Source organism: Azospirillum mesophilum, assembly GCF_053470405.2.
This window is the reverse complement of the sequence record NZ_JBPXMQ020000047.1, coordinates 1-25,357: the sequence shown is the minus strand read 5'-3', so window position 1 is coordinate 25,357 and position 25,357 is coordinate 1. Positions and strand designations below refer to the sequence as shown.

Here is a 25,357-nt window from a genome sequence, read left to right as displayed (position 1 = left end):
TGAGCGTCGCCGCGCCCCGTAGGAATGGACAGGATCACGGAAGGGGGTGGCTTCCCCCGGTTGCCACGCCGAGGTCGATCTCCCAAATCTCGTTGGGCTCGACCAGGATCAGCCGGTCGCCGATGTTCGTGAGCCTGATCGGCAGCAACGGCCGCCCGGCCCATCGGGCAAGCGTTATGTCGCGCTCCAGCCGGTTGGACCGGACCACGCCGATGCCCGACGGCGTGGGGCGCAGGACGGCGGCGGAATCGCCCGCGCCATCCACTTCCGGCGACTGCCGGCGCGGCATGGCCGGTTCCAAGCCAATCACCGGCCGCTTCAGCCGCTCTGCATAAGCCCCGTCGCCCTCGGGAGAGTGTCCTGTGGTCCAGCGGATGCGCACGGAATGTCCAGGCCCGTCGGTGATCGCGATGTGCTGCGGCGGGGCGGTTCCCGGACGAGCGCCCTCGGCGGTGCCGGTGCCGGTCCACAGGTCGTGCAGGCCATCCCCGGTCAGATATTGGATTTTCTGATCGGAATACCGGTACAACGCCGTTGGCGCGGCTTCTGCCGGCAGACCATCGAAGGGCGGCAAGCGCCGAGCCTTCCAGGCCCCGTCGGCCTCGATGATCTGCACTCCGGAGGCCGTGGGCACATGAAGCGCCCAACCATCGGGTTCCCTTCCGAAAACAGGAAATCCCCTGACGGCGTCGTCCGTGAAGCGGCCGGCGGACAAGCGTCTTTGCCCGGTGCGTCCCTTGCCGTCGTGACCCACGATCCTCAGAGCCGCCGGAGCGCCGCCAGCGGTGTCCACACGGTATTCCCAACCGTCGGCGCTCGCCAGGACGTCGGCACAAACCCCAGACGACGCGGCAGGGGCGCCGTCGGGAAGAGCCCGGACGACGGATGGCGAACCCTTGGCTCCCGATGCCACGCACATCTCCGGCTTTCCGTCGCGAAGGCCGGCATGCAGCGACACGGCCGTGGCCGGATCGAACCCGGATACGGTTGGACGGCGAAAGGCAGCGGACGGCAGCATGTCCCGTTCCGAACCGAGCACCTCATACCACCCTTTGTCCTTGCTCAGGACATCGACGATGCCGGAACGCAACGACAGCAGGCGTTCGATCCGGTCGAAGGGAAAGCGTCCGCCGGTCAGCGCCAGCGTCTCTCCCGCCAGTCGAAGGTCCAGTCTTTGGTCCCCGCCGGGATGGCGGACCAAGGTGGCGTCCCATGGCGGGGCGACCGGGAGCGCCTGGAGGGAAAAGGGGTCGGGTCCCTTGTGGACGGCAATCCGCATATCGGCGCGGCTGCCTTCCACCGTGGCGGCGTACGTCCTTTCGCCCTCCCGACACCGGAAGGCGAGGGTCTCCTCCGAAACCAGCATCTCGTCCGCACGGCACGGTTCGGAAAGCAGAGGCCGCCAAGGCACAATGACCGGATCGTCCAGATCCAGGCGCCAGGGTCGGCTGGAATCGGGGGCCGCGAAGCGGATCAGCCCGTCCGGGGTCGCCACCCAGACAGAGCTTGCCATAACCGCCAGATCATCGAACCGATGCACCGAAAGGCGTTCCTCCGACCAGCTCAGAGGGCGCCAGATGTCCCTGTTGTCGCGGAACGTGGCGACGATTCCGGCTCCCGATCCGGACTTTTCGACGCGAAAGCCCCCCCGGACGAAGGGCGGCGTCTCCTGTGCCCGGCGGTCCAGCATGGCGGCCGCACGCCCGTCATCCACCGAAGTCCACGAGTCCCGGCCATAGCGCAGCGGCCGCTGCGGCGGGTTCGAAAGATAAAGTCCGGGAGCGATGGTCACCCCGCGGTTGACGACCGCCTTGTCCAGGCAGACGAAACGCGCCGACGACGCCTTCGGGGCGGGGGCCGTCGGATCGGCCACCCGGAAGGTTGTCGCGTTCCCCGTCACGCCGGTCTCGTCGCGCGGATACCGGGTCACCAAACCATCCTCCCAAAGCATGGTGGTGGTGCCGTCGCAGTCGGCGGCGTCCGCGATCCGGTCATGGCCGAACCGCCCGCCCGCCACTATGACGGAGTAAGGGGCTGTCGCTCGACCAGCCGGATCGGCCACGCGGTACAGCCCGCGCAGCCCGGTGCCGGCACTATCCAGCCATTCCCAGAAGGGCGTCGAGACCGCGACCCGCGTGTCGAGGTCGCCGGGGTGCTCGCAGGGCACGGCGGCGGTCCCTCGAACCGTCCAGCAGCGGCCCGTGCTGGTCACGGTCAGCCGATCGGGCTTTGTGGAGGGATAGCCCAGCCGCACCGCCGGTTCGGGCGCTTCGCCGTCCCCTTTGTTGAGGTCGAGCAGGGCCTCCATGTCGCTCAGCGCATACCCGGCATCGGGCTTTCCGATGGCAAGTCCGGCGTCGGTCGCAACATAAAGGCGGCGTCCGGCGGACTGCACCGCCGACACACGGTCAAAAGGAAAGCCTGCCGGGCCGAGAGCAAACGGTGCCCAGCGCTCCTGCACGGCTCCTTGCGGAGCCCGCAGCAGAACCGTGGTGCGCAGAACACCTTGGTCCCAGTCGATCCGCAACCGGCCGGTGGACACCAGCCGTCGCTTGAGACGCGGGTCGGCGGAGGACTCGACCGGAACGAAGGCCCCGTCCTTCCACCGGAGGGTCACCCCACCGGCGCGCGTGACGATGGACGGCTTGACGCCGGCTTCGGCCACGACCTCCAGCGTCTCCCGAGGGATGTCGGAAATGCGGCGTACGGCCGGGGAGGACGAGGCCGGCTGCGCCGGATGCTGCTCGATTCCCGCGGAGGTTGAAAGCAGCATGACGGATCCGTCTCCAGCGGCCGACACCAGCTGGTCCGACGCAAGCCCCAGGCCGTCGCCTCCGGAGGTCAGCATCTGCGGGACGTTCCATGCCCGAGACGACGCAACCACCCTGCCGTTTTCGGTCCACCATTCCCATGCGGAGTCGGAGACGATCGTCCGCCGGTCGGAAGGGGGCTTTTCCTCCCGGTTCCAGCGCTTTCCCGTGTACTGGAAAACCTCGGTTTCGGTCCGATAGAGCACGTTTCCCGCCGGAGCCCGCCGGAATGTTCCCGGACCGGCCGTGGATGGGGGCGCAATCCCGCCGTCCAGCGATCCGGCTGGCTGGGCACCGTCCGTGTAGAGGATCAACGGACCGTCATCGTGCCAAGCGACGCCTTCCCGCCGGTCCCACCGGAAGCCGAACGACGCGAAGGCATCGATGGTTTGGCCCTGCCGCTCGAAGCGCGCCGTCACGCCCGGGGATCGCTGATCGCCCGAAAGGACGAGTTTGCCGGCCGAGATCTCGACCGTTCCCGCCTCGGGCGCCGCCGGGGTGCCGGGCCTGTAGGCCGCCGATCCTCGTTCGCCGACGAAACGTCCGGGGAGGGCGACGATCCTGCCGGACAGGGAAGCCGGCTGAAAGGTGATGCGCCCGGCCTTCAAGGACAGCAGGGAATTGGGATAGCGCCAAACCCCCAGCGCGGTGGCGACCGTCGTGGTCCCCGTGTCGTCGGTCGCGACCGCGACGCCGGGCATTCCGAACAGGGGCTGCCCGTTCACGAACATCTGGTCCGCGGAAAGCCGCGTCTCTCCGGTCGGGGAGGCAACGATGAACTGGCGCGTCTCCGGATCCCACCTCGACCAGTCGGTCGAAAGCGGCGGCACCGACGGAGGCCCGACGATGCCCCGCGCGGCCAGGGGCAGCCGTCCCGTCGGCGTGACGGCGACCAAGCCCTCCTTCTCGTCGCCGCGCAATTCGGTCACCGCGCCGAACGCGTGGCGTCCGTCCGGCCGGGGCGCGACACGCGCGCGCAGTCTCGGCCACTCGTCGGGGAGGGGCGCCGCGCTCCACGCGCCGGTACGCCCCCCTTCCTCGGAAACGGCCCATCGAACGTGCGAAGTGGGGTCGGAGTTGAGGCTTGCGCGGAGCGTGGCGCCGCCTTGAACCGTGATCGACAGGCCCCCTGGGATCTTGGTGACGGCGGTGACCGGCGGGCTTTCGCCAAGGTCGATGCTGTCCTGGACGGCTGTGCACGGGGCTGCGTCCGGCGGGCCGTCGCCGGAACAGGGAGCCGCCACCAGGAACAACAGCCGTGCTCCGTCCTGCACCCAGGCGAGAACGTCGCCCTGCCCGGGAACCACCGACCGCAGGGCGGCGGCGTCGACAGTCTTCGGCAGCCGGTAGCTGGAAGGACGACCCCACCGAAGGTCGACGAGCAGCCGTCCGGCCTCGTCCAGTGCGGCGGAATCACCGTTCGGCATCATCCGCAACAGCCGAGCCTTCGTGGCAAGGCTGAGCACCGCCCGCGGTTCGCCGCCATTCAGCCAGAAGCCCTGGTCGTCACGAACGGCGACGAGTGTGCCGTACATCGCGACCATGTCGGTGACGCCTTCGAGGCTTGTGACCACGGAACCGTCATCGGCGATGGACAGCAAGCGTCCGCTTCCGGTCACCAGCCGGAATCCGTTCGGCGCGCTCCATACCCCACGCACCGGTTCGGCACCGATGCTGCCACGCAAGGGAATCTCCCGCCAGTTCGTCTCGGCGTCGGGCGAAGGCCCGAACAAAAGGCGGGCGCCACCGTCGGTAAACAGGAGGAGCAGCGTGCCGGCCGCGACGCGCGTCTGATACGCGCCGCGCACCACATCCGGCTCCAGCAGCGGTGCGGGCTCTACCGCTGCCCGGCACTGGAAGCCGTCGCCGGTGCCGAAACGACAGAACTGGACAGCTCCGTCCGTCCGGTGGCGGACCAGGTTGCCTTGGCCATCGAAACCGATGGCGGCGTCTTCCTCCTTCTGGTCGAAGCGGTTAAACAGGCTTGCGACCGGTCCATGCCGTTCGTCGAGCCTGCCCTTCGCGATCCACCAGGTCCGGCCATTCCGTTCAGTGACGACGGCCATGTTCCCAACCGTACCGAAACGCCGCGTTGGGTCAGCCTTCTCGAACTCGACGCTCCAGGCCCACCGCCGGCTTTCCGGATCGAAACCGCGTATCTGGCGGTCGAACAGAAAGACCCAGCGGTTGCCCTGGAGGTGAATGTCTCTCGGAGGTCCGGTGTCGGGAGGCAAGGGTGGAACGACGGGCGACCCGATCGGTGTCAGGGATATCCGGGTCGCGTCCGTCTTCAGCGATCCGGTGAACCGCTCACCGGTCGCGGTCACGGCGGTGACGACGACCCCGCCGGCAGCGGGTTCCATGACGACATCGGTCGCCATGCTGGACGAAGGCAGGGGAAAGGAAATTTGCCGCCACTCCCCGGACGATGGCGTGTACCGCCAGAGCGCGTCGGGAGCGGCGAACAGAAGCTTGTCGCCGCTTTTCGCGACACGCAGGAAGCGGTCCGTCTGCGGAAGCGCCGGGTTGGCGGACAGCAGGCTGGCCGAGGTCCCGTCCGCCCAGGTTGTCACGGCCCCGGCCGCCGTCAGCAGAACGACACGCCCTTCCGCCGGATGGACGGCGTAATCGACGACATCGCCGATCGCCCGTTCGTGCATGGAGGCGAAGCCGGACTCACAGCTTGCCGGAAGCTTAAGCGATGCCAAATCAAGGGCTTTGAGATGCCAGCCATCTTGCGTTCTGGTTGCCCTCAGAAGATGGCGCCCGACGCTGTGGAGCCGATCTTCCGGCGAAGCTGGCCCGGAAGCGATGCGCCGCCAGCTTCGCTCCGCCATGTGGTAAACCGCGAGCCCGACATCGGTGAGCACGACGAGGTGGTCCGGTCCCGCCGGCTGGGCATCAATGGCGCGTGTTGCGCCCGGCAACGATGCGTTCAGGAACAGGCAGGTGTCCTGCTGCCGGTCCAGCGGAGCGGAAGAAAGGTGCCCGCGCAGGTAGCGCCCGGTGACGCCATTCCGAACGGTCCAGATGCGATTGCCGGACAGGAACACGGTTCGCACGCCGCCGGCATCCGGCGCGAGCGGCTTGTCGCCCACCCAGGCCCGGTCACCGGCCATGGAGACCGGCAGCGTTCCATTGACACCGGCAAACCGGACCGGCTCTGCCGATCCGCCGAGGCGAAGCGGGTTCGCCTCCACGCGGCGCCGGGCCATGTCGTAGATTTCGATGACGCCGTTTCCACCCAGGAACAGGGTGTCGTTCAGGCTCATGGCGTCGGTCGGCCCGCTTTCCGGCAGCAGCAGAGGGCGGCCGGAACCGATGAGGCGCACCGGACTGGCCGGATTCGTCAGGTCGAACAAGCTGCCTGCGTCCGATACCGCGAGCAGCCGGTTGTCATGCCGCGCAAGGCGGCGCAAACGCCCACCGTCGGCGGATTGCGACGTCGGACCGCTGAAGGAACGGCTTTGCGGGTCATAGGTTACCAGTCCCCGGTCGGTGGCGAAGCGCAGCAGCCCACTGTCCTCGACCACGTCGCGCAGCACGGTTCCGGCCGGCAGGGGATCCCCGACGATGCGGTTCCCGGTCTCGCCGGGGACGACGGACCAGAGGCCGTTGGCGCGATCGGCGAGGATCGCTCCCCTGTTCCAGGGCCGGAGCCATTGCACGTCGCCCACGGGGAGCATCGTGGCGGAGGGATTGCTCAGCGTCGCGGGGCGGACGAGGTCGATGGCTTCGACCGCCGTGCGGTTTGCGCCGCTCCGCATCCCGATGATCTGACTGCCGTTCACCGCCACCGGCGATTTCGCGTCGGCAAGCCAGCCGGGAAGTGTCCGGCGCTCCAGCGCCTGCCGCTCGCCCGTGGCCATATCCGCAAGGACCGCCTCTCGCGCCGTGACGACAAGCAACTGGTCGCCGGCTCCGACGATCCGTTGCGGGCTGTCGGTTGGCATGGGCTGGGCTCCCGGCTTCCACAAGACCCGCACGTCGCCGTTCGGCATCAAGCCGTACAGATTTCCCGTCCGGGAGAGCGCCAGCGTCATCCCGTCGTAGCCGGCGAGCCGGTGGATGGGGCCTTCCGGCAATGTCCAGGCACGGCTGGACAGCGCGCCGTTGGCGACCAGCCTCACCGTTCCACCCGCCGCATACAGGAACGATCGGGCGTCGGTGGAAGCAAGAACCGCGCTTACCCGCCCCTCGTCGAGTTGGCGCCAGCCATGCAGGCGCTGGTCGTAGGCGTAAACCCCGGGATCGCCGGCGATGACGAGGTCGGCCTGTTGGAACTGCGCGAAACGCATCCGCCCGAGGTCGAGCTGGGGAAACAACGCCTCCTCGTCGATCAGGGTCACTGGGCGGGCCATCATGTGCGCCGTCGGTACGCGCGTCAGGCGGGTGCATTGCCCGGAGGATTTCGGGCATGGGCGCTCTTCCAGAACGAGCAGGGACTCCGTTCCGCTGGTCGCCAAATCCCGGATCCGCCCGGTGATCGCGCTTCCGTTTCCGTCGGCCGCCTTGCCACGCGAAGGCTTCTCGTCCGGCAGAATCCAATCGAGGCCTTCGGTCGTTCCCAGCCAGAAGCGATTGCCGCTCCAGCGGGCGACAGCCACGGCGGCGACGGCCGGTGCCGGAAACCAGCGGCGGGTCCGGCGTTGGTACAGGCCGACCTCGCCCCGGTTCGTTGCCAGCAACAGCCAAAGGCCATCGGGCGATGCGGCAACGGCGGTCACGTCGTCCTGCTTCACGGGATGGCCGTTGCGGTCGAGAAAGCGGTTGTCGGCGAAAACCGCCGTCCACACGCCTCCCTGGCGCCGGGCGAGTCCGCCACGCTGGCTCAATCCCCACAGTGTGTCCTCGACGGGGCATGGCTGGCGTCGTGCCGCCGTGGCGTCCTCTCCGCAGCCGGACTGGAGGGCCACCAGATCCGACGTAAGCCCGGAATCCGCCACCGTCTCGTCGGACCAAAGTCCGGTGCTGGCCGACCAGCGATGGACGACTTGTCCCCGTCGGCTGACGTACAGCGCGCCGTCGTTGTGCGCCACGGCATCCAGGAAAGGCCGCTCGGCAATCCCGTCGCGCAGGTTGCCGAGGAGCCGTTCGTCGGGCAAAGGCGCCGCCCCCGGTCTTTCAAGCCAGCCGAGCAGAGAGGCCCCCAGGAACGCCAGGGCCACCAGAGCGGAGAAGCCAGCGACCAGCCCGGCCCAAAGAAGGATCGATCCGGGGTCGATTCTCTGGCGGAGCGGCATGTGGCCCATGCTTTGGGTGCAGGACGCTTCCCTGTCGGCCGCGAGCCGGGCGCGCAGGTGGGCCAGGTTGGTGTTCGCTTCCTTCATGGTCCCTCTCCGTCATCGCCCGGCTCCGATGCGGCGGCGGCGGCTCTCATCCGGTCCAGCGCAAGAAGTTCGGTGCACGCGTTGGCGCCGAAGAGGGCGCGCGTCTCATCGATCCCGGAGGCGACGATCGAGGAGCGGTTCGCGCGCGCTGTTAACGCCGCGACCAGCCATGCCTCGTCGAGCGCAAGCGTGTCCGCCGGGGCGGGCTCAGGCGCCGCCGCCGCGCTCCGGCAATCATCGGCGAAGCGTGCCGCCTGCAACGCATCCGTGTGGGCCGCCAGTAGCCAAGCGGCGTCGGTCTGCATGGCGGTTGCCGCCGCGATCAGGAAAGCCAGCCGTTCGACGCCCGGCGACAGGGCCGTCGTCGGTCCGGGGACGGCGCTTCGGTGTTCCAACGCATCCACGCGGTCGAGGACCCGGCCGATGAAGGCCTCGGACGAAAAATGCACCGACGGGGCAAGCATCGCCTGAAGCAACCGGCCGGCTTCATCGACCAAATCCCAGGCATCCCAAGGATCCGGCGCAGCTGCCGGAGCGCCGCCGCACGCCGTGCTGGCCTTTGGATCGGCGGGGGAACCGGAAGCCGGAACGCCCGCTTGCGCCGCCCAGGACGTCAGCCCGGCAAAGCCGTCCGGGATCTCCAGCGGATGGCCAAGGGCCGGCGGCGCCAGAAGGCGCCAGACGAGCGTTTCGAGCACGGTGGCCGCACCCTCCAGAGCCCGTTCAGCCGCGGGCATGCAGACGCACGATGTCCGAAGCAGAAGCCGCGTCAGCGCGATCAGGCGCTCGGCCGGTTCCTCCGGCATCCGCCCGGCGCGCAACGCCGCGATGACCGCATCGAGACAGCGCCTTCTCTCCAGGTCCACGGCCTTGCACAGCATTTGCGGCGCCAGGCGCGTGCCGGCCGTCTTCTCGACCCAGCCGGCAAGAAGGCCATGGCTGGCGGGGAAGGCTATGAGCGCTTTCAGGCAATGCCGGTGGAGCGGGCCGAACACCCGCTGCCGAAAGGAGAGGACCAGCGCTACCAGTCCGATCGCGCCGGCCACGATGGCGCTGGCAGGGTAAAGCCGGGTCCAGAGGTTGCCCTTCAGCGGCAGATAGAAGCCGTCGTGCATGGCATAGAGCCAAGCGCCCGGTCCCGAAGGCGCCCACCACCGTCCAACCGTGCCGGCTGCCAGAACCACCAGGAGCGCCCCGCCGGCCAGGAGGATCGCGAGCTTGCGCGCTGACCGGCGGCGTGGGCGTGAGGCGGAACCCTGGTCGCGCGGCGCCAGCAGCGGCGAACGAAAAGTCGGTTCCATCGGCTGGGGAGTGTCCGTCATCCGGTCACCGCCCACAGCCGAAGCGCACCCCAGAGCATCCCGAGGACAGCGACCGCCGCGAGAATGCGTGGGATCATCAGGCGCAGCCTCAGGAGGGCAATGCGCAGTCGCAGGGCCCGCATCGGCCGGCTCTGCGGTGCCTGGCGGGCCATGGCGTGCAGTCGGTAGGCGCGGAAACGCACGGTGGCACCCCAAAGGGCGCGTTTGATCCGCCTGACCAGGAGGCGGCCTTGGATCGCGTCCATTGCCCGCGTCGCCGCGCGGCTGCGTGCCGCGATGTCGGCCCGCGCACCGGCCGCCACCGTCTCGCCGTCCGCCAATGTCTTGCCAGCCCGGGACCGCTCGTCCTCGAAGCGTTGCCAGAAGGCCTCGCGTGAAGGTCCGGATGGGGGAACGGTCACCATGACCAACTCTCCGCGATCCGGCCGCGCAGGGTGGCGATCACCGTGGCCAGCCGGCGAAGCTGCGCCTGCACTTGGGAATCGATCTCCAACGCCGCGGCCTCCATCTCCTTCAGTTGTGCGTCGAGACGTTTGCCCATGTCGGAGTCGCTGGCGGTCAAACGTTCCGCCGCCTGCACGGCCGCGGAATGGCCGCGGTCGAGGCGGTCGAGAAGGGCTTGCGCCTCGTCCCGCACGCCTTCGATGACCGCCAGCCGCTTCCGGAAGCTGTCGAGTTCGCCGAGCGCCTTCTCCGCCGCCTTTGCGATCCGGGCCACTTCGCCCTCCACCTCGCTGAGAAGACCGTCGCCTTGGCCGACGGCTTCGTCATGGATGGCGGCGGCGAGGCCGTTCAGCCGCTCTTGCGCGGCAGCGCTTCGCTCCGACAACTCCTGCGCCAGCCGCAACGCCGCCGCGTGGTCCGCAGCGGCCGCCAGCACGCTGCTCCGCTCCGCGATCCCGGCGGTGGCCGCGGCGCCCAGTTCGATGTTGTCGGCGATCCAGTGAAGAACGCTTCGGTCCAGGGGCCGGAACGCCTGCGCGTCGAACACGCGCAGCCGGATGCGATCCTCCGTATCGCGCGCGCTCTCGAAAACGTAGAAGGGGCGCGAAGGCACCACCGCCTCACCGCTTTGCTCCGTCAGCCAGCCCTGCACGATGTCGCGGATGTGCGATTCCGCATCTGCGCGCGTCCAGCCGTGCAGGACGGGGAAAAGCGCGTGCCGTGCCGGAACGAAGATGTGCATGCCTTCACTCTGGGACCCGTAATGATGGCTCCAGAAGGGATCGGCAACGAACTCGGCAACGCCGCTTTCCTCGTCGCTCCAGAAGCCGGCGCTTGGGGGCAGGGCCGTGCGGGCGCTGTCGATCAGCAGGTAGTGTTGCGGTTCGGCGTGCACCGGCGCATCCATGGCGTAGCGCACGCCGTTCGCACCGCCTTCCGGAATCGGAAGTCGGCGCAGCAGCGTGGCCAGCCGTTCCAACTGTCCGTGGGGAAAGCGCAGAAGGCGGGGCCGGGCCATCCGCTCGCCGGACAGCATGGCGTAGCGCTGTTGCAGCTCCGTCAGCCGCTTCAACAGCGCATCCATCTCTCCTTGCGACGTCTGGCGGCTTGAGATGCGATGGAGTTCGAGCCGATAGCCGGTACGGCCGGCCGCCTTGGAAAGCGTTCTGGCCAGACGTTCGAGGGCGTCGTCATCGCTGGGAGGCGGTGCGACCGTCACCTCCACCCGGCCGTTTTCCGGCCACAAGGAGGGATGCTTCCGGAACACCGCGTTCACCAGCGGCACCAGGACCGCTTCTTCGACGCCATCCGGCCGGGCGGCGGGCACGCGGAACAGCGCGAATTGCAGCCCATGGTCCGGCGCGGTCGGGCTTTGCGGCTCCAGGTCGAACAGACCGGGTGCCACCGCGCACAGGCGCAGGACGGTGTCGAGCAGCGAGGCGGAGGGAAGCGCCCCGCCGGGAAGGAAGAGCGTCCGTCCGTGACGGGTGAAGGGACGCAGCGTCTGAACGGAGGACAGGCGTCCGCTCCGACGCAGGGACTCCAGAGACGAGCGCCGGCTGGCATCGTCGAGGGCATGGAACAGCACCACGTCCCGGCCGCCGGCATCCTGGCGGACATGCAGGGTCAGGGCGGTCGCATGCTGGCCGAGCGCACCAAACAGTCTGACCGCGTCACGCGGGGGACACCGATGGGCGACGACCAGGGAATGCTTTGGCGCGGGGTACGCGAGATCCCGGTGGGTTGGCGTCGGGTTCAACAGCAGCAGTGCCGCGGCATGTCCGATCCGGTGGATGGGCTGGGACGCGATCTCGCCGTGGAAGGGTTCGATGCCGATCGCGGGGTGGACGTTCTTCAATTCCTGGTACAACCCGCCGACCGGTGCGCCGTGCCGTCCGGTCGACGACCTCCAGACGAACGACCATCCCTCCGGCTCCGCCCGCACCAGCACGCCGCCCGCATCCAGCTTCATCGCCGCCGGGCCCAGCGCGAGCAGCGCGTCGAGGGCACGCTGCGGCGCTACGGTTCCCAGGGCGTACCATGTGTTCGCCATGATCAGAGCACCTTCGCCAGAATGTCGAACCACGCGTCCAGGATCGCTCCCGCCGCCCGGTCGGCGCCCTCCCGGGTCGCCGGGACCGCATCGGCCGGCGACCCCGTCCGCAAGACCACCTCGCGGCGCCCTGGAGCCGCGTGGCCGATGCCCTGCGTGGTCAGGATCCAGGGCTGCCCCGCTTGTCCGCCGTCCACGGCAGGCATCCACAGCACGCCCAGCATGGCTGAGGGTGGGCCGCCGCCCGGCTCCCGCTCCACCGCTTGGGCGAGGCGCTGAGTCAGGGTGCGCCGCGTCTCCTGGCCCGACGCCGGGGACGGCATGGCCAGGAGGAAGAGTGCCTGCTCGTAGTCGGCCGAATGCCGCCCCGACTCGCTTGCGAGCGCCTGCATGGCGCCCTTCATCCACGCCACCGCGCTCTCCGGGCGATCGTTCGGGACGGCCAGCCTGATGTCGACGGGGCGTCGGCGGTCGGTGAGGGCCGGCAGGCAGTTCAACCGGTCGAGCAAAGCGGCGCGGGCGTCCCCGACCGGCAGGGATCCGTCGGGCATGGACGGCCACAGCTCCAGGTCCGCCGCGCACCCGTGCAGAGCCGTCAGCCCCTGGCTGTCGCTGTTCGCCCAAAACGCATCGACCTGCTTGGGCGAGACGTCGCGCAGGCGGGAAAGAGCCCCCATGAGGAACAGCAGCCAACTGGCTTGGGCCAATCGGACCGCATCGCCAGCGCCGGAGGCATCCACCAGAAACAGAATGAGCAGATCCCGGCGCGGCAGCCGGTATGGCGGCCGGTCTCTCATCAGGAACCCGGCGTTGGCCATGCGCTCCATGCGCAGAACGCGCGGCAGCAGGAATTCGCTGTCGAGTATCTGGTTCAGATCCTCATGCCGGCGCGAGTGCCGGATGCCGGAAATGCCGCCCTGCTGTGGACGGACACCCTGCCGGATCGATCCAGTCCGGTTGGTTCGATTCACCACGGACCTGCGGAGGGGACGAAGCGGCGGCAACTCCGGCTGCAACGTCAGCGCAAGCGCCGTCGTGACGGAGTCCCCCTGGGGGAGGCGCGCCGCGGGCGCTCCATCCGGAAGGGTGCGGTCGAATCCGGCGGCGCTCAGGGACCATCCCGTCATCGACAGGGCGCATTCCTCGCCCTCGATCAGCCGCTCCAGAATGCGGGCTGTTTCCGCCTCGTATGCCGCGTAGCGGGATGGGAAATCCACCGGGTCGGCGTGCCCGTTGCCGCCAAACAGAATGCAAAGCCCGTGTTCGTCGCAGGCACGTTGAACCAGAGGACCGATGAGCCGCGCGACAAGCGCGTGCGCCTGTCGTCGCAATTTGTGGACGAGGAAATCTTCGCCGGAAAGGACGGCGGGATCCGGTCTCCAGACGCCGGTGCGAGCCAGCCGCTCCGGCAACAGCGACCAGGGATGACATCGGAACAGGCGATCAAGTGGCGGGGCCGGTCCGAGCAGCCGCGCGAGCCCCGCCGCCGCCTGCATTCCGATGCCGACATGGTCACCGTGAAGACGCTGCACAATGGCGAGGAACAGGCGTCGTTCCTCGCAGCCCAGAGACGCCGCGGCGGCGTCGAACAGCGGACGCCAACTTTGTGGGGACGCTATGAGAAAACGCGTCGGCAGGGACGTCTGGCCGGGGATGGTCGCGGTGCTTCCGGTCATTGGAACGGCCTACTCCATGCCGAAACTGATCATTTGCTGTCGGCTTTCAGGGTCGAGGCTGCCGGGATCGTCGATGAAATACTTCCAGAACAGGTCGAATTCCGGCTGCCCGAAAGACAGAACGCCGCTCTCGGCGTGGCGCGAGGCCCGGTAGAGCCGGTGGATCAGCATGACGCGGAGAAGGCGGATCAGCCGCCGGTTCGAAAAACGGCTGATGTCGCGGTCGCGGACGAAATGGACAAGAGCCGTCAGGTGCTCGTAGGCAGCATTGTCGTTCAACGGGACGAGCTGCCCGGACTCCGTGGCGTCGACCAAGGACCGCTGCAGGCCGGCCATGTCCTCAAGGACACCGCCCACCTGTTGAGCCTTATGCTTGCGGTAGGTTTCCTTCCACCCTTTTTCGATGAGGCCGCGCAGCTTGGGAGGTTCCGCTTCGACGTAATCGATATGGCTGCGCAGGATGAAGCGGTCGAAAACGGCGCCCAGTTCGGCGGTTTGGGGGACGAGGTTCGTGGCACCGAACAGGCAACGCCAACGGGTCTTGTGGCGCCAGCCCCGGTCGTGGAAGATCCGTTCGTTCATGAAGGCCAGAATGGCGTTGAGGATTGCGCTCGACCCATTGAAGACCTCGTCGAGGAACACGACCTCGGCGTTCTGCATCATGCCGGCGTCGAGGCGCTTCAACTCCGGCGTGTTGCCGCTGAGCTTGGCGAGGTCGTAGTGGCCGAACAGTTCGCCGGGTTCGGTGAACGGGGTCAGGAGATATTCGAAGTAGCCGTTCCCGGCCGTCTCGCCGTCCTCGGCCGGGTCGGTGATCCCGACGATTTCGCACAGGTCGCGGATCAGCCGGGATTTCGCCGTGCCCGGCGGGCCGACGAACAGTAGCGGCTCGCCGGAGGCGACCGCCAGGATCATCGCGCGGACCTGCTCCTCCAGGTCGGCGAAGCGTTCGTTCAGCAGATCTTCGACCCGTCCAAGACGCGCCAGACCTTCCCGGTTCCGTTCCAGAAGGGGTTGCAGCTGAACAGGATCAAACATGGACTTCGGCTTTCTTCGCAGGGGTGGAGGCGGCGCGCAACGAAGTGCCCAGGCAGGGTGGGGCGGCGGCGTCCCAATCCGGTGCGGCGATGGACGGCCCCTCGGGGTCGGGAGGGCCGAGCGTTCCGCGCAGAGCCCGGTAGGCAGGGCGGTCGAAGACCGGCAATTGCGCCAGCAGGCGGGCCACCGCCGATCGCGCCACCAGCCCCGCGGCGGACCCCGCGGCGGATATGGCTTCCGCGATCAGCCATTGCTCCCAAACGCCGGCCCATCCCGGGGCGTTGGCGAGGCGCAAAGCCAATTCCGTCAGGTGGGCCGAGGGGGGTGACCCGGACCGCCGGTCGGGCAGGGCCGCGCAGAGCAGCCAGAAGGTTTCCGGGGCGGGGCGGACGGCGCCCTCGGGCATGTCCAGCGGTGATCCGGTCGCCCGGACCCTCCGGCGGATGCCCATGCCCAACGCGTGCAGGAAGCGGGGATCGCTCCAGGCGATGGTGCCGGCCAAGCGCCACCCTCCGTCCGGCACATAGCGCCGTTCCGGCGGAACGAAGCGGACCAGGGCCGGAAACCGCTTCATCCGGCGGCGCCAATCGGTGAAGGGCAGGGCGGTCCGCGCCGCCCGCGTCGTGACCATGTTGGCCGGAATCCGCCCGGCCCCGGCCTTCCCGAACAGGCGTCGGGACAGAAGGCCCGCCAGCAGGCGCTGTTCACCCGGTGGGTCGTCGGCGATCCAGTCGTCCAGCCAGCCGAAGTCTTGTCCATCGGCGGACAGGTCGGCCGGCGGCGTGACGAACGGCAGCCGCCCGAGCGCCAGGGAGCGCAGGGTTTCGGCTGCCGGTCCGATGGGCAGGACGGGAGTCGCGGAAGGAGGGGGCGGTGCCGACGCGGACATCGGAGGTTACACGTCCGGTTCCGGTTTGTCGGTCGCCGGCTTCTTCGCCCCCTTCAAGTCGGAGGGCGGCAGCATCGGCGCCCTCAATTCCGCCAGGGCGCTTGCTTTCGCCGCTTTCGCTTCCTCCGCGTCCATGAGCCGGGCTTTGATTTCACTGGTTTGCACGTCCTGAGCGTTCCGGTGGCGCTCGGCGATGGCGGTGTAATGGTCGATACCGACCGCCTTGACCGTTTCGATACGCTGCTTTTCGACCTCGATTTCCGCCCGCAGGTAGTCGCCGTAGGTCGTCTCGGTCAAGGTCTGGTCCCGCCGGACATACAGCAGAGACACCGACAAGCCGAACATCCGTAAGGCCGCGTCCTCAAGGATCGTCTGGATCCATTCGCGCACCTGCGCTTGCTTTGCCTCGGTGTCGAACAGCAGGACATCGCGATCCTTGACCTGAAGTCCGGATACGATCGCTCCGACCAGCCGGCGGCGGATGTAGTCCTCCCCGTCCGTTTCGTCGGTCAGGCTCTGGAAATCGTGCCACCCCGCGGGGTCGACGCCACCGATGCGGAACGCGCCGGACAGCGTCACCGGCTCCGTTCCGATCTTTCCCACCGTCGCGACCTCGACCTCGAAGTCGATGGCGGGGAGGGCCCGCAACCGGATCAGGCGGAGGGTGATGGCATCGTCCAGGGGCCGGATGGAGATCTGCCGGATGTCCGCCGGAAACTCCTCGCAAAGCCCCGTCCGGATCGCCTCCGCCAGCAGATCCTGGACGGCGGGCCGTCCGTTGCCGTCGGCGAACTCCATGTAGAAGCGCTCTGGCTCGATCGTCCGGATGATCCGGCGAAGTTCGGCGGTGGCGCGGCGCTTGATTTCCTGGAGGATGTCTTCGCGCCGGACCAGCCTGTCGCGGATCAGGCTCAGATCCCGGACGCGCAAGGTGACGACGGTGTCGATCTTGACCTCCGCCGGCAGCTTGGTGGCAAAGGTGTCGACATCGACGTGCACGTCATTGAACTCGGCGAGCCGGCGGTCCGGCAGGTCGGGAGCGGAAATCAGCGCCCGCAGTTCGTACCCGATGCCCTTGATGCTGATGTCGAGGTCGCTCTGGATCTGTTGCTCCAGCGCCTCCCATCCCAGAACCAGATCGACATAGTCGGCGTCGAACAGATGATTCCCGATGATCTGCCGGAGCTGGTCGCGAAGCCAGACCTCCAGGTTGGGCGCGCCGGCGTTCACGTACTGGCTGGCGTTGATGAGCGTCAGCCGGATCGTGCTTTCCACATGAATGGTGCCGGCGATGCGGTTGGGCTGGTAGGCGGTCTTGTTGATCAGCTCGACGGTGTTCGTGTTGAATTCCGGATCGGCGAACGTCACGACCAGCCGCTCGGGGTTGCGGCCATGCTCGCGGATGATGACGGTCAGCTTTTCCCTCAGTGTGGACAGCACGGCGTCGCGGTCGAAATAGATCTGATGCAGCGTCACGGATTCACGGCAATGCTGCCGGATCGTCTGGACCAGCGATTCGGTCAGCTCGTCCGGCTTCTGCATGTTGGTCAGCGCCGCCACAGGGTCGGTTTTCAGCACCCCCAGTTCGGCGGACAGGCTTCCCGCAACCTCCCGGAAGCAGTCGAACGTGGACACCGTGAAGGGGCGGGGGCCGATGGTCATCGGGCCGAGGAGTTCGTCGTTGTCCAGGCCGATCTTCAGGTTCAGCTTCAGCCCCCATTCCTTGCGGGCCAGTTCCTGGAGGGACTTGGCCAACTCCGGGGCCTCGGAGGTGAAGGCCGCAATGAAGGTGCCTTCCCGGTCGCGCAATTCGTCGTCGATGGCGGCAAGCAGGAGCGTTTCGAACGTGGCCGTCACGCCCGACTCGCCGTGGAGCGCGGCAACCGTCTTGGTTTCCTCCTTTTCGATGCAGCGCGCGCGCCCGGCGATCTTCAACTCCACGCGCCGGTCGTTCTGAAAGTCCTCGATCCGATGCCGGATCGGGCCGATCGCCGCCGTCCGTCGGGTGTCGACGTGGAAGCACTCCCAGGTTTCGTGCGGCAGACGGAACCGGGGACGGCGTGGAAGCGTCCGGCGCGAACGGGTTTCGATGGTGACCAGTGCGGCGCCGTCGCGAGGTGGAATGTGCAGATCGGCCTTTTTGACAATGTCGGGAAGTTGCGGTTCGGTCATGACGGCCTCGACGAAGAGCGGGGTGTCTGGGATGCCTTGTGGAACGCCTGGTCCAGGTCGTTGTAGAAGTCCTTCAGGGCCTGGAGCTTCTGGTGCAGCGCTCTGACCAGTCTTCGGGATGAGTCCGTGGCGGCGTTGGACGACTTGGCGGAATGCCGCGCGGTGTCCATGACCAGCCGGATCAGGGCGACGTGCTCACGCCAGTGGTTCTTCAATTCGGAGCGGGCGGGGCGGTCGATCCGGTTGACGTAGGCGTCGAGGAAGCGACGGAAGGCCTCCAACCGCGCAGGCGAGGCCGCCTGTTCGTCGACGCCGCGGATAAGGACATACCATTCGTTGACGAGCGTGCTCAGGATCTGCGGAGGATCATCCAGCATGTCCTGCCGGAAGTTGCTCCAGATTTCCTTCTTTCGGTATGATGAAACGTCTTCACGGTTGAGCAGGGTCAAGCCAAAGCTTTTTGCCAGAATATCCCGCTGCTGCCTGATGAAGGTCAAAAGATCGTGATGGTGCTTGTTATTCTCTGGTGAGCGATAGAGCAGCCATGTCATCTGGACGACAATGGTTAGCAGTCCTTTGATGTCTTGCCCAAGATTGACTTCAATATCGAAAATGTTGCGGACATAGTGTGTGATGCAGGGGTTGGTCAATATCCTCGCCAGCGTCTCCGCGTCCTCGGCATCGCCATGGAAAACCTGGTCCAGCAGGCTGTTGCCGGAAGGCCAGACGCCGTAACGCCAGGTGCTTGTCCGCGACGTCGCCTGGAGGAGAGCGACGACGATGAATCGCGCGGCTCCGGTCGCGCGGGTTGGCGGCACATTGCCGCCGTCCGGCGCCCAGTCGTCGGGCATCCACTTGGCGATGTCCCGGATCAGGAGGAACAGGGGAATGTTCGGCCGTCTGGCAACCTCAAGAAGCGTGAGGTGCGTTTCCTGCCGGATTTCCGTGCTGCCTTCTGAGAGCAGGCGGCCGTACCAAGGCAACAGCGCCACGGGGTCGCGCGTGTTCATATGGCGCAGGAACGCCAGAAGCGCGTGGTGGCAGCCGCGGTCCGCGGCGAGTTGGTTGAGAAAGCCGCGCGCGGTCGAACCCAGCCGTTCGTCATCGAACAGCTTGCTGAGCAGGTGTGCGAAAGTCCGTCCCCAGAACCGGACCTTCGCCTCGTTCAGCGGACCACTCGGCCGATGATCCGGACTGCCGGGCGTTTCGCCGTCGCCGCCTTCCTCTCCCGGCGCCTTGACCACCAAGCGCGGCATGAGATCCATAAGCCAGGCGATGTTGCTGGCGTCATCGTTGAATCGGGCGATGGCGACGGCGACGTCGATCCCTCCTTCGGACACGGCTGGAACGGAGTCATAGAACAGGCCGGTTGCCCGGATGTCGGCAAATCGCTGCTCCAGGAAGCCGTAGGCGATGTTGGTGAAGTGCTCCGTCAGCTTTCTTCGGAAATACTGGAGCGTGAAATCGATGCTGTGGCGCCCGTCGTCCCGTAACTTGATCGTCAGTTGGGCTTCGCTGCGGACGCGGTCCCAACGCTCCGCGAACTCGCCCCGCAAGGACACCGACCGCTCGGTCTGCACCTTGCGGATCTCGCCATTGTCGCCGACGACGCTCTGCCAGTCCTTTTCGGTTCGTGTGCGGTCGCGGAGCAGGGTTTCGGTGACACGGCGAAACTCCATGGGGCCGAGCGGCGGGAAGTAGGTCGCCACGAACAGCGCCGTCGCGTGCGGTTCCTGCGCGTTGACGACAAGCTCGCGCAAACGGACGATGTCTTCGTGCCGGTCGACTCCCGTCACATTGCCATCGTCCGACTTGCGCTTTAGAATCTCGGCGATCAGCCTTTTGCTTTGTATCGCTTCCAGGACCAGATTGAACTGGTCGATGGGTGTGCTTCCCCATCGTTCCTGGGCGATCTGCTGCCGAAGGTCGTCCAGGATCGAGATGCCGCTGTCTTTGCCGTCTTCCCGATAGTCCTTCAGCAGCAAGGGCAGGCAGTCGATCTCCACGCAGGAGATCGCATCGCGGACCGCCGGTTCCAGGTCGAGCAGCAATTCCGGCGAACCGATGATCACCACCACCCGCTGCAGCTCGGCCAGCCGGCGGGCCATGTCGCCCATCATGCTGACCGGCGGCAGGAACCGGGTCATCACGGAAAAGCCGTTCGAGCCGGACGCATCGATCAGGACGGCGGTCTTGTTCGCCGGGGCGCCATTGTCCTGGGCGGCATCGGGTTGGCTGAGCGCGGCGAGGGTGGCAAAACCATCCTCTTCACCCGCCAGCTGGTCGAGTATGCCTTGTCTGTGCCGATACCCGGCGAACAGCGGTCCGTCGAGCACCGCGAACGCCATGCGTTTGGCGAAGTTCGGCAGATAGCAGCCGAGGAACAGAATCCGATGGCGAGTCAGCTTTTCCGCGGCCTGCCGGAGAAAGCTCTTCTCAAAGTCCCCATCCCTCGGAGCCGTTTCCTGACCGCGCTGGGCTGGTCGGGTTGTTTTATCGAGCGAGTAGGCCGTTTGTGCGGTTTCGCTTGCGCCTTCTTCCTCGGCGATGCCGCTTAAAAGGTCGAGTTCTTCGGTCATGAACGGTTTCCCGACGGTTCCGGTTGCCGGTAATGGCGAATTTCGGCGGCTACCTTATCCAGCGCAGATCCATGGCGATGCGAAAGCCGATGATGTCGCTTGGCCTTGACGGATCGCGGCCTTGACGGCTGGCGCTGCGGGCCTTGCCGGCGTGGTCACGGCAGGAACCGCCCTTGATGACCCGGTCGGTCGGGTCGCCGGTCCACGCCGCGCCGTTTTCCGGTTGGCTGTGGAGGCTCGATCGCCAACCGTCCGCCACCCATTCCCAGACGTTGCCGTGGACGTGGCGGAGACCCCAAGGGTTCGGCACGCCGCTGTCCACGGTGTGGACGCGTCCCTGTGGAGCGCCCGGCCGCCCGGCGGACCCCAGATTGAAGTCTCCCAACGGTTGCCCGCCGCACCAGAAATCGTTGTCCGAGCCTGCCTGTGCCGCGTATTCCCACTCCGCTTCGCTGGGCAGGCGGACCCGGTAGGCGGCCGCTTGCGAAAGCCAGGCGGCGAAGGCGACCGCCCTGTGCCAGTCCACGTTCACCGCCGGCAGATCCGGATGTGCGGTGCAGGCCTCCGGCTGCCAGCGCGCGAACAGCCAGTTCGGAACCGCGGTGCAGCCGATCGCGAAGGCGTGCGGAATGGTGATGGTCTGGGGCGGAAACTCCTCGGGCTTGTTTCGGCTGCCCATCGTGAAGGTTCCGGGTGGAATCACCGCCATGGGGATGGTGATGCCCAGCTCGGGAACCTCCAACGGAAACAAGGGCGCCAGGCCGAGCCTGTCGGCCCACCACCGTTGCCGCGTCCCCGGCTCCACGGGTTCGGATTCCGGATGTTCCGCGTTGAACGCTTCGTGCCTGTCCGCGTGTCCGAATGGACCGTCGGCTTTCGGTGATCCGCCGGCGCGCCCTCGGTTGTCGGGCAGTTCGTAAAGCAGCTGAAACGCGAACGCCGCCGCGTTGTCGATGGCCTTTTCCTGGCTGGCCTGGGCCTCCGCTTCGTTCTTTCCCGTCAGCCGGTCGGAGATGCCCCGGATCACCAGCCAGGGAGCATTGCCCATGGCATGCGCGGCGGCCGCGAAACCAAGGCCTTCGGTTTCGACCGCCAATGCGTCGTTGTAGTGGTCGTGCAGGAAGGTGACCAGTTCCGCTTCATGGCTGGCGATGACCTTGTTGCCGGCCGCGATCGGACCGAAATGGATTCTCCGCTTGTCGTAGGGATCGCGGTACAGACGGCGGCGCTTCCAGTCCTCGCTGCGCGCCAGATCCCGGGCAAGCGACACCAGCTTCTGGTCCGGCCGGTAGGCGTCCGGCCGCGCCAGGAAGCTGTGCTTGGTGGTCTTGCCCGGTTCATAGCCGTAGATTTTGGTCGATACGACCGCGTCGCCCATCTGCGCGTCCTTCAGGCCGCCGGCAACCCCGACGAACAGCGCGATGTCGGGGTTGAACTTCATGATGGCCATAGTGGCGTTGACCGCAGCCATTTCGTTGCCACGCTCCTCGGCCACCACGACCTTCCAGTCCCGGCCGTTCCCGTCCCTGAAGCGGCCGACGCGGAAAACCTGCCCTGGATGGTCGTCATCGCGGATCGTGTCGGCGAGGTGAGGCAGGATATGGCGGGTTTCGACGTCGATGGCAGTCAGGATCAAGGCGGTGCGCATGGAAACTCTCCGGGCGTGGCAGGCGGGGTCGCCAGTCCTGCGGGGGCTACGGGGCGGTCCGATGGAAGATGAGGGCGAACAGGTGGGAGAAGCGGTGGTCCTGTGGTCGGCCGGCCACGGCTTGCCAAGCGCCGGGCGCGGCCTCGAACCTCCAGCCCGCGTCGATGATCGAGGCCGCGACATCCGCGATGACCCGGTCGAAGGCCCGGCCTTCGGGACGTTGGCCCGGCGGCGGCATTCCCCAATCCAGGGCATCGATCCATGCCTGGAGATGTCTTTGGAAGGGTTCGGCGACACAGCCCGCCCGCCTGGCGGCGTTCGCCAGCTCGTTCAACGCTGACCGGGCGACATCGCGTTTGAGCGCATCGCCATGGCGATGGTGAGCGCCGGGAGTGTCGCTCAGGCACATCATGCAGAAAAGCGCCGCTTCCCGAACGGCGCCGCGGCGCAGAGCGTGTCTGGCCATGACCGTCAGCAGTTGGCGCCACGAGCCATGATGGTGGGCATTGGACGGATGCGACGTGGTCGGCTGGGCAAAGTTGATGAGATCGGCCAGCAGGCTGTCCTCGTCCGCGATGCCCAGTTCGCGGGCGCATTCCCGGGCAAGCCGTTGGGCGACGGCGTGGTGGCGTGTCGCAAGCGTGCCTTCCGTCGTCTCGACCACCACAGCCTCGTAGAGCAGGCGCTTGATGAGTTCGCCGGCCTCCTTGTCGTCGCGGCATTGGCCCGACGACCGAAGGCAGTGCAGCAGAAAGCCACGGGTAAACCCCGGAAAACCCTCCGCATGCGCCACGGACGTGGCGCAAAGCGCGTAGAGCAGCGGGGCCTTTCCATCCGGCCGGCGATGGTCGTCGGACAGCTGCTTGACGATGCGGTTCAGGCGTTGGGCGGCACCGCCGCTCCCGCCCCATTCGACCAGAAGCGCCCCGAGAAGGGAGCCTTCGACGCGCACTCCTTCGGGGTCGGTGAAGGGAGAGGCCTCGTGCCGGGCGTGGTCGTAGAATTGGGACCATTTCTGGTTCCAGCCGGCCGCAGGAACCACGTTGAAGGCGACCCAGCCGTCGATGATGGAGCCCGTGTCTTCCCAGGACAGGCCGATGAAATTGCGCACGATCAGCTCGAAGCGCGCGTTGCGCGGAGCCTGCGGGGGCCAAGCCTGGTCGTGCGGCCACGCGATGTGCGAACAGGCGATCAGGATATCGACATCGTACCGCTCGTGCCGGAACAGCGCTTCCGCCAAGTCGAAGATTTCAAGGATCGGCTTGGCGTTGTCGACGACGACGAGCCATCGGTCGCGCCGCCGGCGGGCGTCATTTTCCGAAATCGGCAGGTTGGCGATAACGTCATCGGCCGGACCGACGGAGCCTTCGCGGACCAGCGCCCTTCGTGCTCCCGCTTCCGCCTGCTGCAGCCACCGCAAGACGGTCTGCCGCAAAGCGGTCGTCTTCCCTTCGCCGCAGCCGCCCCCAAGCATGACGATCCGCGGGCGGCTGCCGGGATCGCGCTCGCCCAAGCTGCCGAGCACCTTTCCCACCACGGCCAGCGGTTTGATTCGGGCGTCGGCGGCGAGCCGCCAGGATGCGCCGCTGCTGCCATGGAAGAAAGCATCGAGGTCGTTGCTGTCGAGCGGCTGCTCAATCCAGGACGGCGGGCTCTGGAAGTCGATCAGTTTCCAGGACAATGGGGGGGTGCCGCCCGGCAACTGGTCCGCGGCCGGTTCCGGCTGGGGGGCTAAACCTTTGGCTTGCCGCGAAGCCGTGCGCCGCGGTCGCCCAGATGCAGGGCCCGTTCCTTTGTCGCCGCTATCAGCATCGCTCAGTATGGACATTTACTTCTCGTGAAGAGAGACAGCAGTCGCCCTACATACAAAAGTAACCAGCTAAATCCATTCGAACACTTACGTCATACGGAAAGACAATAATCCTCTATGCCTTTATGGCATCTCTGGATATGATCTGTACAGTGCGTTTCTCGTAAGGCTTATGCTGTTCGTACGGAAAGGGAGAGGGCGGTGCTCAAAAAAGTTGAGCATGATGATACCAGCGCCAAACCCGCATCCGGCGATCGGATGCCTTTGGTTGCCAGCTCTGAATCCATGCATCGTGTGCTTCATGATGCGCGCGTCGTCGCCACTCGGCCGGGTTCGGTGCTGATTACTGGCGAAAGCGGAACCGGAAAAACCCGACTCTGTGAGGAGATCCACGCAGCCTCGCCACGGCGCGCCGGTCCATTCCGGCGGAGAGGCTGCGGAGAATTCGACCTTGGCACGCTGGAAGCGACCCTGTTCGGCCACTCACGCGATGCCTACACCTCCTCCCAAACCGACCAGCCAGGGGTTTTGCTGGAAGTGAACGGCGGCACTCTGGTGCTCGACGACGTGGACTGTTTGCCGTTGCGTGCGCAGGCCGGGCTTTTGCGGTTCCTGGATGATGGAGGCTTCTACCGCCTGGGCGAGCCGGGGAAGCTCTGCGTGTCCGACGTGCGGATCATCGTGACGACGAACGTCGATCTCGAAGCTCTGGTCAATGCCGGGAAGTTTCGACGGGACCTGTGGTTCCGCCTGCGTCGATGGCGCTTGCACGTTCCTCCGCTGCGGGCGCGGCGCGAAGACATCCGGGAACTGGCAAACCTGTTCCTGTGGGAATTCCATGCCTCGGCGGGTGGAAGCCCTTCGATTGCCCCACGCTTCGATGATGAGGTGCTGGAGTTCTTCCAACTGCTCTCATGGCCTGGAAATATCCGGGAATTGCGTGACGCAGTGGAGAACATTGCCTTGTTTGGAGAAGCTCGCCAGAGCGTGTATGGGCTCTCGACCGTTGCGCGGGTGCTCTTCAATTCCGACCATGGCCCCACTCCCGGACAATTCGATTGCAGCACGGGCACGGTCGACGACGCGCATGTGCTGCGGATCCTGCAGATGACCCAGTGGAACATCAGCATGGCCAGTCGCATTCTCGGCCGATCGCGCACCACGCTCTACAAAATCATCAAAACACATGGCTGGAAGGAGGTGTGATACGGCCGGAAAATAAGCATTTCTACCAACTTCCAGCTGTAGAATTAGTCCTGCGATCGAGGCTGTGTGGCTGGTGATCTTCCCCCGGTTCGGTGGTACTTCCGGAGATCCCATGTACTGGAGCATGCAAGAGCTTTTTGTGATCCCGGACTGCCGTGTGGTGACGGTTGAACCTGTTGGTGCGGCTGGTCTTCATGTGGCGGCCCAGGTCCAGCATTCCCACACATACTGTCGATCCTGTCCGTGGCCGAGCCAAGCCGTTCATAGCCGGTACCATTGAACCGTGCCGGGTTTCCCGGAGGCCCCGTTTCTTGAGAGACTGGGGTCATCATGACGAAAGCGGCATCACGCAAATACGCTCCTGAAGTCCGCGAACGCGC

General features: G+C 66.7%; 12 protein-coding genes. 1 reads left to right on the top strand and 11 read right to left on the bottom strand.

Going from position 1 to position 25,357, the window contains the following annotated elements:
- Positions 1 to 34: 34 nt before the first annotated feature.
- The 11 genes from ACSVC7_RS28010 to ACSVC7_RS27960 are packed head-to-tail and all read right to left on the bottom strand — an operon-like array spanning position 35 to position 23,642.
- Positions 35 to 8,140 (bottom strand): hypothetical protein, encoded by an 8,106-nt coding sequence (locus ACSVC7_RS28010; RefSeq protein ID WP_448207786.1) that lies wholly within the window; start codon positions 8,138 to 8,140, stop codon positions 35 to 37.
- On the bottom strand, positions 8,137 to 9,462 hold the full coding sequence (locus tag ACSVC7_RS28005) for a hypothetical protein (RefSeq protein WP_448207785.1): 1,326 nt from the start codon (positions 9,460 to 9,462) through the stop codon (positions 8,137 to 8,139). The genes ACSVC7_RS28010 and ACSVC7_RS28005 overlap by 4 nt, the downstream gene beginning before the upstream one ends.
- Positions 9,459 to 9,866 carry a hypothetical protein gene (locus tag ACSVC7_RS28000; protein ID WP_448207784.1) on the bottom strand — a complete coding sequence of 136 codons (408 nt, stop codon included), beginning with the start codon at positions 9,864 to 9,866 and terminating at the stop codon, positions 9,459 to 9,461. The genes ACSVC7_RS28005 and ACSVC7_RS28000 overlap by 4 nt, the downstream gene beginning before the upstream one ends.
- The gene (locus ACSVC7_RS27995) at positions 9,860 to 11,959 is read right to left on the bottom strand and encodes a hypothetical protein (protein ID WP_448207783.1); all 2,100 of its coding nucleotides are present in this window, start codon (positions 11,957 to 11,959) and stop codon (positions 9,860 to 9,862) included. Before ACSVC7_RS27995 ends, ACSVC7_RS28000 begins: the two co-directional genes overlap by 7 nt.
- 2 nt (positions 11,960 to 11,961) lie before the next feature.
- On the bottom strand, positions 11,962 to 13,635 hold the full coding sequence (locus tag ACSVC7_RS27990; RefSeq protein ID WP_448207782.1) for a hypothetical protein: 1,674 nt from the start codon (positions 13,633 to 13,635) through the stop codon (positions 11,962 to 11,964).
- Positions 13,636 to 13,644: 9 nt separating this feature from the next.
- Positions 13,645 to 14,673 (bottom strand): AAA family ATPase, encoded by a 1,029-nt coding sequence (locus ACSVC7_RS27985; RefSeq protein ID WP_448207781.1) that lies wholly within the window; start codon positions 14,671 to 14,673, stop codon positions 13,645 to 13,647.
- Positions 14,666 to 15,562, bottom strand: a complete 897-nt coding sequence (locus tag ACSVC7_RS27980) for a hypothetical protein (protein WP_448207780.1) — start codon at positions 15,560 to 15,562, stop codon at positions 14,666 to 14,668. Before ACSVC7_RS27980 ends, ACSVC7_RS27985 begins: the two co-directional genes overlap by 8 nt.
- A gap of 6 nt (positions 15,563 to 15,568) precedes the next feature.
- Positions 15,569 to 17,734, bottom strand: coding sequence for a hypothetical protein (locus ACSVC7_RS27975; protein ID WP_448207779.1), 2,166 nt, complete (start codon positions 17,732 to 17,734; stop codon positions 15,569 to 15,571).
- Positions 17,731 to 20,313 (bottom strand): hypothetical protein, encoded by a 2,583-nt coding sequence (locus ACSVC7_RS27970; protein ID WP_448207778.1) that lies wholly within the window; start codon positions 20,311 to 20,313, stop codon positions 17,731 to 17,733. The genes ACSVC7_RS27975 and ACSVC7_RS27970 overlap by 4 nt, the downstream gene beginning before the upstream one ends.
- Before the next feature lie 49 nt (positions 20,314 to 20,362).
- Entirely contained in the window at positions 20,363 to 21,961 is a 1,599-nt protein-coding gene (locus tag ACSVC7_RS27965) for an SUMF1/EgtB/PvdO family nonheme iron enzyme (RefSeq protein ID WP_448207777.1), read from the bottom strand.
- 46 nt (positions 21,962 to 22,007) lie between these two features.
- Positions 22,008 to 23,642, bottom strand: coding sequence for a P-loop NTPase (locus ACSVC7_RS27960; protein WP_448207776.1), 1,635 nt, complete (start codon positions 23,640 to 23,642; stop codon positions 22,008 to 22,010).
- A gap of 330 nt (positions 23,643 to 23,972) precedes the next feature.
- On the opposite strand from ACSVC7_RS27960, the gene ACSVC7_RS27955 reads away from it, so the two are divergent.
- A complete protein-coding gene (locus ACSVC7_RS27955; protein WP_448207775.1) occupies positions 23,973 to 24,977 on the top strand; it encodes a sigma-54-dependent transcriptional regulator in 1,005 nt (334 codons plus the stop codon).
- Positions 24,978 to 25,357: the final 380 nt, after the last annotated feature.

What these genes read in the sequence shown, in the direction of transcription:
- ACSVC7_RS27990 (WP_448207782.1), bottom strand. Translation starts at nt 13,635, where the DNA reads ATGACCGGAAGCACCGCGACCATCCCCGGCCAGACGTCCCTGCCGACG.
- ACSVC7_RS27970 (WP_448207778.1), bottom strand. Translation starts at nt 20,313, where the DNA reads ATGACCGAAGAACTCGACCTTTTAAGCGGCATCGCCGAGGAAGAAGGC.
- ACSVC7_RS27980 (WP_448207780.1), bottom strand. Translation starts at nt 15,562, where the DNA reads ATGTCCGCGTCGGCACCGCCCCCTCCTTCCGCGACTCCCGTCCTGCCC.
- ACSVC7_RS27975 (WP_448207779.1), bottom strand. Translation starts at nt 17,734, where the DNA reads ATGACCGAACCGCAACTTCCCGACATTGTCAAAAAGGCCGATCTGCAC.
- ACSVC7_RS27995 (WP_448207783.1), bottom strand. Translation starts at nt 11,959, where the DNA reads ATGGCGAACACATGGTACGCCCTGGGAACCGTAGCGCCGCAGCGTGCC.
- ACSVC7_RS27965 (WP_448207777.1), bottom strand. Translation starts at nt 21,961, where the DNA reads ATGCGCACCGCCTTGATCCTGACTGCCATCGACGTCGAAACCCGCCAT.
- ACSVC7_RS28005 (WP_448207785.1), bottom strand. Translation starts at nt 9,462, where the DNA reads ATGACGGACACTCCCCAGCCGATGGAACCGACTTTTCGTTCGCCGCTG.
- ACSVC7_RS28010 (WP_448207786.1), bottom strand. Translation starts at nt 8,140, where the DNA reads ATGAAGGAAGCGAACACCAACCTGGCCCACCTGCGCGCCCGGCTCGCG.
- ACSVC7_RS28000 (WP_448207784.1), bottom strand. Translation starts at nt 9,866, where the DNA reads ATGGTGACCGTTCCCCCATCCGGACCTTCACGCGAGGCCTTCTGGCAA.
- ACSVC7_RS27985 (WP_448207781.1), bottom strand. Translation starts at nt 14,673, where the DNA reads ATGTTTGATCCTGTTCAGCTGCAACCCCTTCTGGAACGGAACCGGGAA.